At 70.4% G+C, this 12,630-nt stretch carries 10 protein-coding genes; 4 read left to right on the top strand and 6 right to left on the bottom strand.

Features of this window, described 5'->3' with window-relative positions; all coding sequences use genetic code 11:
• Positions 1-17 precede the first annotated feature (17 nt).
• Both ACLQ28_RS07675 and ACLQ28_RS07670 read right to left on the bottom strand, forming a co-directional pair.
• Positions 18-323 carry a glycosyltransferase gene (locus tag ACLQ28_RS07675; RefSeq protein ID WP_425685494.1) on the bottom strand — a complete coding sequence of 102 codons (306 nt, stop codon included), beginning with the start codon at positions 321-323 and terminating at the stop codon, positions 18-20.
• Between the two features lie 696 nt (positions 324-1,019).
• A complete protein-coding gene (locus ACLQ28_RS07670; protein ID WP_167517360.1) occupies positions 1,020-1,193 on the bottom strand; it encodes a hypothetical protein in 174 nt (57 codons plus the stop codon).
• Between the two features lie 436 nt (positions 1,194-1,629).
• Here ACLQ28_RS07670 and ACLQ28_RS07665 point away from each other — a divergent pair, with 436 nt between their 5' ends.
• Positions 1,630-2,811, top strand: coding sequence for a low temperature requirement protein A (locus tag ACLQ28_RS07665; RefSeq protein ID WP_425685493.1), 1,182 nt, complete (start codon positions 1,630-1,632; stop codon positions 2,809-2,811).
• A 7-nt stretch (positions 2,812-2,818) separates the two neighbouring features.
• Here the strand turns inward: ACLQ28_RS07665 and ACLQ28_RS07660 are convergent, their stop codons facing one another.
• From ACLQ28_RS07660 to ACLQ28_RS07650, 3 genes are all read right to left on the bottom strand, one after another.
• On the bottom strand, positions 2,819-3,850 hold the full coding sequence (locus ACLQ28_RS07660) for a zinc-binding dehydrogenase (protein ID WP_425685492.1): 1,032 nt from the start codon (positions 3,848-3,850) through the stop codon (positions 2,819-2,821).
• Positions 3,851-3,939: 89 nt separating this feature from the next.
• Entirely contained in the window at positions 3,940-4,482 is a 543-nt protein-coding gene (locus ACLQ28_RS07655) for a TetR/AcrR family transcriptional regulator (RefSeq protein WP_425685491.1), read from the bottom strand.
• 184 nt (positions 4,483-4,666) lie between these two features.
• Positions 4,667-6,214, bottom strand: a complete 1,548-nt coding sequence (locus tag ACLQ28_RS07650) for an MFS transporter (protein ID WP_425685490.1) — start codon at positions 6,212-6,214, stop codon at positions 4,667-4,669.
• Positions 6,215-6,317: 103 nt separating this feature from the next.
• Here ACLQ28_RS07650 and ACLQ28_RS07645 point away from each other — a divergent pair, with 103 nt between their 5' ends.
• Together ACLQ28_RS07645 and ACLQ28_RS07640 are read left to right on the top strand one after the other, a co-directional pair.
• Positions 6,318-6,797, top strand: coding sequence for a winged helix-turn-helix transcriptional regulator (locus ACLQ28_RS07645; RefSeq protein ID WP_425685489.1), 480 nt, complete (start codon positions 6,318-6,320; stop codon positions 6,795-6,797).
• Positions 6,798-6,933: 136 nt separating this feature from the next.
• A complete protein-coding gene (locus ACLQ28_RS07640; protein WP_425685488.1) occupies positions 6,934-8,316 on the top strand; it encodes a DUF222 domain-containing protein in 1,383 nt (460 codons plus the stop codon).
• 42 nt (positions 8,317-8,358) lie between these two features.
• Here ACLQ28_RS07640 and ACLQ28_RS07635 read toward each other — a convergent pair whose 3' ends face one another.
• Entirely contained in the window at positions 8,359-9,201 is an 843-nt protein-coding gene (locus tag ACLQ28_RS07635; RefSeq protein WP_425685809.1) for a serine/threonine protein kinase, read from the bottom strand.
• 376 nt (positions 9,202-9,577) lie between these two features.
• Between ACLQ28_RS07635 and ACLQ28_RS07630 the strand changes: the two genes are divergently transcribed.
• Positions 9,578-12,604 carry a S8 family serine peptidase gene (locus ACLQ28_RS07630; RefSeq protein ID WP_425685487.1) on the top strand — a complete coding sequence of 1,009 codons (3,027 nt, stop codon included), beginning with the start codon at positions 9,578-9,580 and terminating at the stop codon, positions 12,602-12,604.
• Positions 12,605-12,630: the final 26 nt, after the last annotated feature.

The following is a 12,630-nucleotide window of genomic DNA, read 5'->3' as shown; positions in this document are numbered from 1 at the left end:
GTTCAGCCGTGGATGAGTCAGCCGTGGATGAGCTGGTCGTAGACCGCGAGATAGTCGGTGACCATCCGGTCCGCACCGAAGCGCTGCCGAGCCCGCGCCCGGCAGGCTGCCCGATCGAGGCCGGCGACCCGGGTGACCGCGTCGACGGCCTGGCCGACGGTGTGGACGAGGAAGCCCGTCACCCCCTCGTCGATGACCTCCGGCATGGACCCCCGCTGGTAGGCGACGACCGGAGTGCCGCAGACCATCGACTCCACCACCGACAGGCCGAACGGCTCGTCGAAGGCGATCGGGTGCAGCAGAGCGATGCTGTCGCCCAGCACCTCGGCACGCCGCCGCGGACCCCACCGAACCGAGGAAGACGACCTGGTCGCCGTCGATGTGCGGGGCCACCTGTTCGGCGAAGTACCGCTCGTCCTGCACGATGCCGCAGATGGTCAGGGGCCGGCCCGCGCGGCTGGCGATCTCGATCGCGGTGTGGGTGCCCTTGTCAGGGTGGATCCGGCCGAAGGCGGCCAGCCCAGGGCCGGCATCACTGGTGAACGGCAGCCCGTCGAGGTCGACGCCGTGGTAGACCGTGGCGACGTAGTCGAGCTCGGGTGCCCGGTCGGCGTCGGAGATCGACACGTACGCCGAGCGGGCGCGGGCGTAGGCGGGCAGGATTCCCGCGCCGGAGAAACCGTGCACTGTGGTCAGCAGCGGGGCGCGGCAGTGCTCCGCGAACGCCAGTGGCAGCCAGTCGAGGTGGCTGTGCACCAGATCGAACTGCGCCGAACGGGCCATCGCGTGGGAGACGTGCATCGCCTCCCACACTCGACCGTCCGAGTCCGGGTCGTCGGCGTACCCCCGTGGGCAGACGCCGTCGAGTTCAGCGGAGGTGACGGAGTCCAGTGTCGCGAACAGCGTCACATCGACGCTGCGGCTGGCCAGACCCTCCGCGAGCAGGCCGGTCACCTGCTCCCACGGGCCGTAGTGGTGCGGGGGCGTACGCCAGGCGACCGGTCCGAGCAGCGCAACCCTCACGGGGATGGCGCGTCGGCGAGGTCAGCTGGGTCGAGGTGCAGGGTGGCGAGCAGCCCGGAGTGCTTCGCCGGGTCGACCCGTTCCGGCAGTTCGCGCTCGACCCAGTCGGCCCGGGCCTGCTGGCCCCTGTCGCGAAGTGCGCTGACGATCCTGTGCCTGGCGATCCTCATCTGGTGCTCCCCTGGTTAAGGCGTTCAGAACGATCATTCGCACAGACAGCGGTGTGAACGCTTGTCGCATCCGGACCACCAGCCGTTCCAGCCGCGACGAGCGGCGAATCCGACGGCCGGGGACGTGGTCGGCGATCAACAAACACGACCAGCACGTCGCGGCGATGGGGATGACGATCGATAACGCCCCTGATGGGCTGGTGGCGACGGCGTCTGGCGGCCACCGGGGTCCCGGGCGACGTGTTCACCGTACGCCCTCGCGGTGGGCGGCCGCACATCCACCGGCAGCCGGGCCTGCCGGAACCCGGGCTCATCCTCGCCCCGGTGCAGCGGCACGGCCGGATCCGGCCCCCCGCAAGGCCGGGCCGCGACTTTGCCCGATTTTCGGGCGAAACCTCACTAGCATGAGAGCCCGGAACGCGTAGGCGGGCACCTGATGACGATCGACCAGGCGGTAGGGCTGGCCCGCGAGGATGAGGGCCCCCAGCGCGCGACCCTGCTGGAGCTCTTCCTCGATCTGGTGTTCGTCGCCGCACTCGCCCTGACCTCGCGAACCCTGGCACAGCGTCTCGACTGGGTCGGGATCTTCGAGACCGCGGTGCTGCTCACGGCGATCTGGTGGGTGTGGGCCGCGAGCGCGCTGGCAACCGAACTCCACCATCCCCTCCGACCCCCGATCTTCGTCACGACGATCTGGGTCATGTTCGGGACGATCCTGATGGCGGGCGCGCTGCCCGGAGCGTTCGCCGAGCACGGCCTGGTGTTCGCGGGCGCATACGTGGCGATCCAGGTGGGGCGTGGCATCGTCCTCGTCGCCGCGCTGGCCGGCCCATCGGCGCGACAACGTTCGAATCGACTCCTCTTCTGGAACTGCGTGTCCGCCGTGCCGTGGCTCGCGGGCGCCTTCGTGACCGGCCCGGCGCGGGGCCTGCTGTGGGGCGCCGCGCTAGCCGTCGACTACGGGGCGGCCCTGTTCCGTTATCCCACGCCGAAGATCGGTCGACTGCCCTCGCCTCAGTACGCGGTGGCAGCCGACCACCTGGCGGAGCGCTACCAGCAGATCTTCACGCTCGCCCTCGGCGACCTCATTCTCGTCATCACCCTCACCTACGCCGGCAACGATCTGACGATCGACCGTACGGCGGCACTCCTGGTCGGGTTCGCCACGACCGTGCTGTTGTGGCAGGTCTACGTTCACCGCGCCGGGGCCCTGCTGAAAGCCGCCATCGAAGCCTCCCGGGATCCGGGCGGTTTCGTACGGTCCGCGCCCAACACCCACCTGCTCATGGTGGCCGGCGTCGTGGCCGCCTCCGCCGGCTTCGAAGCCATCATCGCCCACCCCACCGAGGAGTCGTCGCCCTGGTTGGTCGGCGTCGTCCTCGGCGGACCGGCGCTGTTTCTACTTGGACGCGCCCGATTCGAGTACGAGGTGTTCAGCCGCGTCTCGCCCTCCCGGCTGGTCGCGCTGCTCGTGCTGGCGGTCGTGGGACCCGCCCTGCTGCTCGCCCCCGCCCTGGCTGCTGGGCTCACCGCCACTCTCGTACTCGCCGGGGTTGCCGTCAGCGACAGCATCCGGGCCCACGGCAACCCGCCCGAACCGCCGATGCCATCGACGTAGTCGGAGGTCAAGGCTCCAGCACCACCTTGCCCGGCCGGCTGCGGGCCTCGGCGAACACCAGCGCGGCGGTGACCTCGCTGAGCGGGTAGCGGGCGGCGATCTGCGGCACGATCACGCCTTGCCGCAACAGGTCGAGCACGATGCCGAGGTCGGTACGCAGGCGACGGCGGAACGCGGCGCGGCGGGTGAGCTGACCGGCCCAGAAGTTGTAGAAACCGGCCCGGTGCCCGTTCGGCAGCGCGTTCCAGGTGTAGAGGCGGGTCAGCAGCTTCACGAAGACCCACACGACCGACTGGGCGGAGCCCACGGCAGCGGCGTTGCCGTAGACGACAAGCGTGCCGCCGGGGGCGAGCAGGTCGTACGAGGTGCGTACGCCCGGGCCGGCGACCGGGTCGAAGACGGCGTCGACACCGCCCGGCGACAGCTCACGGACGCGCGCGGCCATGCCCGGGTCACGGTAGTCCAGCGGTTCGACGCCGAGTTCGCGCAGCGCGGCGTGATGCCGTGCGGCGGCGGTGCCGATGACCCGCAGGCCCAGGTGGCGTCCGAGTTGGACCAGCACGGTCCCGACACCGCCGTTCGCTCCGTGCACGAGGATGGTCTGCCCGGCCCGCAGGCGCGCACTCTGCAGCATCTGCCAGGCCGTCACGCCGTTGACGACGACGGTCTCGGCGGCGGCGGGATCCAAATCCGCGGGTACGGGGGTCAGGACGTCGATGTCGACAAGCGCGTGGGTGGCCCAGCCGCCGGTCTTGGTGACCGCCGCGACCCGGGTGCCGACAATCGATTCGTCGCCGTCGGGACCGACCGCCCGGACCCTGCCGACCAGGTCGTAGCCGGGCACGAACGGGAACTTCGGCTGGCCGGGGTAGCGGTCGCGGCGCATCTGCTGCTCGGCGTACGAGATGCCGGTGGCCTCGACCTCGACGAGCGCCTGCCCCCGGGTGGGGACGGGCACGGCGCGTCGGTGCAGTTGGAGCCCGTCGGGCTCCACCACGCCGGGCAGCACCACTTCGGTGATCATCGTGTCGGTCGTCATCGGGTACTCCTTTGTTTGTAAGTGTGCACTCACACACTTGTTGAGGTCAAAAAGTGGGCCGCCGTCGCGGCCCAGGGTCGACAGTCGGGTCAGGGGTGGCGGATGCCGGCGGTCAGCGCGCGCGCCCACGGCTCGGGCACCTGCTCCAAGCCGACGGTCACGATCAGATGGCAGAGCTGGCCGTACGCGAAGAACTGCTGCACCTGCGCGTCGCTGGCGCCGGCCCGGTCCTGCACGAAGGTCGCGACCCGGCGATAGCCGGCCCGCACCGCCTCGGCGATCTCGGGGATGTCCGTGACGGCCTGGGCCTGGACCTGGAAGAGCAGCAGATCGCGATCGGCGATCAACTCGGCGTAGGCACCGCCCATCGCGTCGAGGATCTCCTCCGGACTGGCGCCCACGGCACGCTCGGCCCCCTCCTCGATGGCGAGGGCGATCCGCTCGAAGCACGCGCCGGCGGCGGCCACGAACAGACCGAGCTTGCCGGAGAAGAGCCGGAAGACGTACGCCTCGGAGATGCCGGCGGCAGCGGCCACGGTGGTGACCGGGGTTGCGTGGAAGCCGGAGCGCGCGAACGCCGACACTGCGGCGTTCAGGACGGTGACCCGGCGGGCCTCGGCAGTCGATCGCATGTTTGTAAGTGTGCACTCACAAACTAGGTACGTCAAGCCGGGCATGGTCCACACCATGTCGCCGACATTGCGGTATCCGGGGCGCAGGTTACGCCCACATCGGCGACATGGTGTCGATCATGTCGGCGGCGGCCGACCTGAGGCTGCCGGCCGACGCGATCGAGGAGTTGGACGCGTTGGCTCCCTAGTGTTGGTGCGGCCGGTTGCGGACGAGCGCGAGCACGAGCACGGCGGTGACGAGGAAGACGATGCCGTTGACTCGCAACCCCGCCTGGACTCCGGAGGTCAGTGCTTCCGCGAGCGCCGCCCGTACCGAATCAGGCAGCGGCTGGTCGCCGGTGGCACCGGTGGCCGCCGCCGCCTGCACGACGGCCCGGGTGGGTTCGTCGACGTGGTGGGCGGCGAGTCGGTCGGGCAGGTCGGCCAGCATCGTGGTGGTGAGCAGCGTGCCCAGCAGGGACGAGCCGACCACCGAGCCGACCTGGCGGGCGGCGTTGACCGCGCCGGAGGCCATGCCTGCCTGCGCGGGCGCGACGCTCGCCAGCGCTGCGGCGGTCGCCGGCGCCACCACCAGGCCGCCAGCGGCACCAAACAGGGCGAACAGCGCCCAGCGGTGACCGAATGACGCGGTCGCCCCCTGGGCCGCCAGAGCGAAGCTGGCCACCGCTCCGAGGACCAGGCCGAGGGCGAGCGGCGTCTTGAAGCCGGTACGACGAATCACGCGCCCGGCACCGAAGGCGACGACAACGTAGGCGCCGAAGAGCACCAGCATCCGCCAGCCGGTGTCCAGCGGGCTGAGGGCCTGGGCACGCTCGTGGAAGAGGACCAGCAGGATCGCCACGCCGGTGAAGCCGAACAGCGACACCGCGGCGACGACCATGACGGCGCTGAACGAAGCGGACCGGAACAGCCGTACGTCGAGCATGGGCGCGCTGGCCCGCAACTCGACCAGCACGAACCCGACCAGTGCGACAACCGCGATGATCCAGGCGGCCGTCACCACCGGGCTGGTGTAGCCATCCTTGCCGCCCTGGATCATCGCGTAGACGGCGGCTGCGATGGCGACAGTGCCGAGCAACAGGCCGGGCACGTCGAGTCGGGCGGCGCTCGGCCGCGACTCGGCCACCCCGATGGCGGCGACGACGAGGGTGATCACGCCGAGCGTGATCGTCGACAGGTAGACGCTGTGCCACTGGTAGTGCCGCAGCAGCGTGCCGGCGATGAGTGGGCCGATCGCGAGCCCGATACCGGAGGCTGCCGACCATGCGGTGATGACCTCGGTGCGTCGGTGCGGGTCGGTGAAGGTCGCGCCGAGGATCGCGAGGCTGTTCGGCAGGATCAGGGCCCCGCCGAGCCCCGCGACCAACTGCCCGACGATGACCCAGGCCACGGTCGGCGCGCCGGCCACGACGGTAGCGCCAACGATCATCGCGATGACTCCGGCACCGAACATGCGCCTGCGCCCGTAGCGGTTGCCCAGCGTGGCGGCAGACAGCACCACGCTCGCCACCACCAGGGTGTAGGCGCTGGAGATCCAAACCAGGGTGGTCGGGTCGACCTGTAGGTCCTGCTGGATCGTGGTCAGGGCGGAGACCGTCGCGGTGATCTGCAAGAACGTGATCATCGCGCCCAGGCACATGGCGATCAGGGTCACCGGGCGGGAGCCTCGGACCGATGAGCGGCCGATGGCGGCCGATTCGGGTGCGGGCGGGGCCGCGGTGCTGGTGGTCACTGGGCGTCCTCGTGGCTTGTCGGGCTGGCTTGCGTTTGCTGAAGTCAGCAGCCCCAGTGAACCACCTGACTATCCTTTACACAAGTCAGGTACGCTTGACGGCATGGAGGACCTACGGGACGACCGCGACTCCTGGTCGAATGCGAACTGCTCGGTGGCCCGGGCAATGGACATCGTGGGCAGCAGGTCGACGGTCCTGACCCTGCGCGAAGCCCTGCTCGGCACGCGACGATTCGACGATTTCGTCCGCCGGGTCGGCGTCGGTGAGCCCGCCATGGCCGCTCGACTCAAGGAGATGGTCGCCGCAGGCCTGCTCGAACGGATCCCCTACCGGGAGCCGGGGCAACGCACCCGCCACGAGTACCAACTCACGCGCAAGGGCCACGATCTGCTGCCGGCCATCACCGCGCTGCGCAACTGGGGCGACACCTGGGCCGCGGACGACGCCGGCCCGTCCGTCATCGCCAGCCACCACGACTGTGGCCAGCCGGTCCACGCGGTGCTCCGCTGTGCAGCCGGCCACGAGATAGAGGGCGGCGAGATCGACATCAGCGCCGGGCCGGGCCGGATCCGGCGCGACTGACGCCGACCCCAGGCGGCACCGCCGGAGACTTCGCACTTCGCTCTTCGCACTTCGCTCTTCGCTCTTCGCTCGTTCGCGGACGAACTGATCGATCATGAGGACTGAAGCTGTCGTACACCTGTTCTAAAGTCGGGTCATGGTTGAGGAGCTGGCCCAGGCAGACGCGGCGATCGCCGCCTGCGCCACCGCCGCCACCTGGGCCCTCCCCGAGCATGAGCTGGTCGCGGCGCTCGACGCCGCGCACCGCCTCGAGCAACGCCTCGCCGCCGTCAAACTCGCCCTGGTCCGCGAGCTCGACGGCCGCGGCACCGCCCGCGCACAGGGCGCCTCCTCCACCGCCGTCTGGCTGCGCGAACGGCTACACCTCACCGTCCCTGCCGCCCGCCGGCTCGTCGACCTCGCCACCGCACTCGACAACAGCAACCCAGAGGTACGACAAGCGCTAGCCGACGCGCGCATCACCCTGGACCAAGCCCGAGTCATCGCCGACACCGTCACCACCGTGCACAACGCCGCCGGCCCCGAAGCCGCCGACAAAGCCGTCACCGTCCTCGTCGGCTGGGCCGGCCAGTTCGACCCCACCCTCCTGCGCAAACTCGGCACCCGCATCCTCGACCACGTCGCCCCCGACATCGCCGACGCCGCCGCCCGCGCCGCACTGGAAGCAGAGGCCGCCCGCGCCACCCGCGACCGGCACCTCACCCTCTCCGAACTAACCGACGGCCGACTCCGACTCACCGGCACCCTCGACACCGAAACAGCCGGCCTCCTGCGCGCCGCCATCGACCCACTAACCGCACCAACCGGCCCCGACGATCAGCGCTCCCCCGGGCAACGCCGACACGACGCCCTCGCCGACCTCTGCCGACTCACCCTGCGCACCAACGAACTACCCCACCACGGCGGCGACCCCGCCCAAATCGTCGTCACCACCAGCTACGACAACCTCGCCGGCCAGCTCAGCGCGGGCACAGCGGGCACCAGGGTCCAGCTCAGCGCGGGCACCCTCGACACCAGCCTCCAGCTCCGCGCGGGCAATCCCGACACCGGCCTCCAGCTCCGCGCGGGCCTTCCCGACACCAGCCTCCAGCTCGGCGCGGGCACTCTCGACACCGGCCTCCAACTCACCCCGGAAACCGTTCGGCGGCTCGCCTGCGACGCCACGATCCTGCCCGCCGTCCTCGGCGGCACCGGCCAACCACTCGACATCGGCCGACAACGCCGACTCATCACCGGCCCGCTACGACGCGCCCTCGTCCTCCGCGACCGCGGCTGCGCCTTCCCCGGCTGCGACCGCCCACCCCGCTGGTGCGACGCCCACCACATCCACCACTGGGCCAACGGCGGCACCACCAGCCTGGCCAACGCCGTCCTGCTCTGCGGCCACCACCACCGACACATCCACCACAGCGACTGGACCGTCCACCTCGCCAGCGACGGCCACCCCGAATTCACCCCACCCGCCTGGCTCGACCCCGAACAGCTCCCCCGCCGCAATCACTACCACCCGCGCACGTAGGCACGGCCGGCAGTCAGCGACGACACCGCCTCCCGCCAGCGATCAGATCCGTGCGGCGGCTGGTGGCTGGGGTGTCGCCAGGCGCCAGGCCCGGACGAGCGCTGGCACGTCGGGGTATCGGGCGGCAGGCGCAGCCATGGTGGCCCGGTCCACGACGCGACGCTGGTCGCCGTTACCCCGCCAGCCCTGCGGACCATCCCGCCAGCCCTCCGGCGAATCCCGCCAGCCCTGCGGCGAATCCCGCCAGTCCTCCAGCGAATCCCGCCAGCCCTCCGGCGAACGAAGAAGGTGGTGCAGGGTGCGGCCGAGCAGGTGCACCGTGGTCCGCTCGTCGATCACCTCGCCACGGACGAACTCCTCCGCGGCCATGTAGCTGCGTGAGCCGGGCAACCGGTCGGCGTCGAGCACAAACGGGCCGGGCCGGTACTCGTCCAGGTCGATCAGCCGCATCCGGCGGGCGGTGAAGTCGTACAGGAAGCAGCCGTCGTAGAGGTCGACGGCGACCAGGCCTGCGGCGCTGACGGCGAGATGGGCGTCGAGGATCGCGTCGAGCGCCACCTCGATCTGCGGCACCGGCAGCTGCTGGAACCGGGTCAGCCCAGTACGGTCCGTGCCGTGCACGGTGGCGTGGTTGAGCACGGTGCCGTCGTACCAGGGGTAGACGAGCGTCGGGCCGGCATCGCCATGCACTGTCTGTGCTGGACTGACGATCACCGGATGACGGACTGCGGCGTGCACCGCGCAGGCCCGGTCGAGGGACGCTCGTCCCTCAGCCGTGGTGGCCGTCTTGACGAGCCAGCGCCGGCCCGCCTCCTCGACTCCGCAGGACAGGCATCCGGAGTCCTGGGCATCGAAGACCACGAAGGCCGACTCGATCGATGGCACAGGCAACCGACGAGATGACACGGACACCCGACGAGACTACGGCGCCCGCCCGAGGACGACAGGCGCCGCACGCGGACAGCGCCGCACGGGGGCAGCGCCGCACGCGGACAGCGCCGCACGCGGACAGCACCGCACGCGGGCAGCACCGCACGCGGACAGCACCGCACCGGCGGCCCGAAATGACGCGCAAAGTACCCGTTGCGTTACGAGCTTGTTTCCGAAGTTACAGCCAGGTTACGGGCGCTTCTCGATGATCGATACCGCTCCTAGGTTTCGGCCACCGTCATCAGTCGTGGCGGCCGGCACCGAACGTGGAGGCAACGACGTGCCACAACCGAACACACATCGGACCGGACGGGCCAGGCGCGGGGTCAGCATGCTGGCCGCCGTTGCGCTGACCGCGGCCGGCCTGACCAGCCTGCCCGGCAGCGCCACCGCCGCGCCGACCAGCAGCGGACCGACCGGCCGCTACCTCGTTCAGCTCGATGAAGAGCCGCTGGCGACCTACACCGGCGGTGTCCCCGGGATCGCCGCGACCAAGCCGGCCGACGGCGCCAAACTGAACCGCACGTCGGGCAGCGCCAACGCGTACCGGGATCACCTGCGCCAGAAGCGCAAGTCCGTGCTGGACCGGGTCGGCGTTCCTGCCGACCGGACCCGCGTCACCATGGAGACCGCGTTCAACGGCTTCGCCGCCGACCTGACCGGGCCGCAGGCCGCCCGGCTGCGCGCCACCCAGGGTGTGCGGGCGGTGTACGAGAGCCAGACGGTACACGCGACCACCTCCCACACCCCCGATTACCTGGGCCTGACCGGCAAGGGCGGGGTGTGGAAGAAGGAGTTCGGCGGAGACTCCCGCGCGGGCGAAGGCGTCATCGTCGGGGTCATCGACAGCGGCTTCTGGCCGGAGAGCGCGAGCTTCGCGCCACTGCCCAGCCCTCGCCCCGACCAGGCCGTCATCGACGCCAAGTGGAAGGGCACCTGCGACGTTGGCACCGAGGCGCCGGTCACCTGCAACAACAAGGTGATCGGAGCCCGCTGGTACAACGACAGCGGCATCGCCGAAGCGTTTCCGGACGACTACTCCTCGCCTCGTGACCGCAACGGCCACGGCACCCACACGGCCAGCACCGCGGCCGGCCTCAACGGCGTACGGGCGACGTCGGGCACCCAGGACCTGGGCATGATCTCCGGCATGGCGCCGGCCGCGCGACTGGCGATCTACAAGGCGCTGTACGACAACGGCGCGGGCGGGGCGACCGGTACCGACATCGACATCGTGCACGCGATCGACGACGCGGTCGCCGACGGCGTCGACGTGATCAACTACTCGATCGGTGACGACACCGAGCGGTTCGGGGCAGTCGACGCGACGTTCTTCAACGCCGCCGCCGCCGGGGTGTTCGTTGCCGCCGCCGCCGGAAACTCCGGCCCGTTCGCCAACACCGTGGACAACTCGACGCCGTGGCTGACCACGGTGGCCGCGAGCACCACCGACCGACAGAACAACAGGAAGCTCACCCTCGGCGACGGCACCGCCATCACCGGTGCGGGCATGGGTGAGACCGGCGTCGGGCCGGCCCGCCTGGTCTTCGCGAAGGACAGCGCGCTCGACCCGGACGGCGCCTACGGTGCCGGCCTCTGCGCCGACGACACGTTGGATCCGGCCAAGGTCAAGGGCGCGATCGTGCTCTGCGTACGCGGCGAGATCCCTCGTACCGACAAGAGCATCGAGGTGGCCCGGGCCGGCGGGGTCGGCATGGTCCTGTACAACGAGGAGCTGAGCTCCCTCAACGCCGACGTGCAGACCGTGCCGACCGTGCACATCAACGAGGTCGACCTGGCTACTGTCACCGCGTACATCGCAAAGGGCAACGCCACGGCGACCATCTCGCCGAGCAAGCTGGAGACCGTCGAAGCTCCGTCGGTCGCCGCGTTCTCCTCGGCCGGCCCGTCGAACCTGAACGGCGGTGAGCTTCTGAAGCCGGACATCAGCGCGCCCGGTCAGGACATCGTGGCGGCGTTCTCCCCGTCCATCGGCGGGAACGACTTCGCCCTGGAGTCGGGCACCTCGATGGCGGCACCGCACATCGCCGGTATCGCCGCCCTGCTGCTGGCCAAGCACCCCAACTGGTCGCCGGCCGCCGTCCGCTCGGCGCTGATGACCAGCGCGGTGGACAAGACCGACAAGGGCAACCCCATCAAGATCGGCACGTACGACGCCACCCCGCTCAACTACGGTGCCGGCCAGGTCGAGCCGGGCAGCGCCTTCGACCCGGGCCTGGTCTACGACTCCAACCAGCAGGACTGGCACCAGTACCTGTGCGGGGTGTCCGCCGACCGTGGCAGCGACTACGGCCTCGCCGACCTGGAGGGCTGCGACACGATCGGCGCGATCGACACGGCCCAGCTCAACTACCCGTCGATCTCGCTGGGCCAGATGGTGGGGAAGCAGACGGTCACCCGCACCGTCACCAACGTCAGCGACAAGACCAGCACCTACACCTCGTCGGTGCAGGCCCCGCCGGGCTACAAGGTCAAGGTCACCCCGGCCAAGATGCAGATCCGTCCCGGCAAGTCGGCTCGCTTCAATGTGGAGGTCACCAACACCGGCGGCGCGTTCGACACCTGGGCCGACGGTTCGCTGACCTGGCGCGACCAGTTCAAGCACGAGGTACGCAGCCCACTGGTCGTGCGTAACTCCGGGTTGGTCGCCCCCGACGCCATTACCGGCAAGGGCACCTCCGGCAGCGTCCCGATCGCCGCCGAGGTCGGTTACAAGGGTCAGCTGATCTCCCAGCTCTCCGGCCTGACCGCGGGCACCAGCAGCACCGTCACCCTGCAGGGTGACGGACCGAGTTGGGACTGGAGCACGTCGAACAACCTGCCGGTGCCACTGCCCGCATCGATCAGCAGGACCACCCTGCACGTGCCGGCCGGCACCCGCAGCCCGCTCATCCAGGTCACGTCGGAGCGGCCCACCTGCTCCCACATCGACTGGGACGACGAGGAGGGGGTGATGGAGTGCACCGAGTTCAGCCTCAACGTCTATGACAAGGACGGGAAGTTCGTCACCGCCACGGTCAGTGGTCGAGACGGCGCCAAGGTGACGTTGCCGGAGGGCGCCGGCGACTACATCGTCGTCGTCGAGCAGGGGTTCACCGAGAACATCCCGTCCGGCGCGAACGCGTACACCATCACCAGTTACCTGCCGGGCGCGCCGGGCACCTCTACCGGCCGGTTCACCATCGACCCGAAGCAGCGCAGCGTGCAGCCGGGGGCGACGGCGAACCTGACCCTGCGCTGGTCTGGCCTCGCGCCGGGGCAGCGCTACGTCGGGGTGCTGGAGTTCCGCAACGGTGACGGCTCCCTGAAGACCGTCCCGGTCACCGTCCAGTCCTGACGGTGTCGACGCGCCGGCGGCCCGAC

It is taken from the genome of Micromonospora sp. DT201, from assembly GCF_049841575.1.
Classification (GTDB): Bacteria; Actinomycetota; Actinomycetes; order Mycobacteriales; family Micromonosporaceae; genus Micromonospora.
This window is presented reverse-complemented; position numbering and strand designations above follow the sequence as displayed.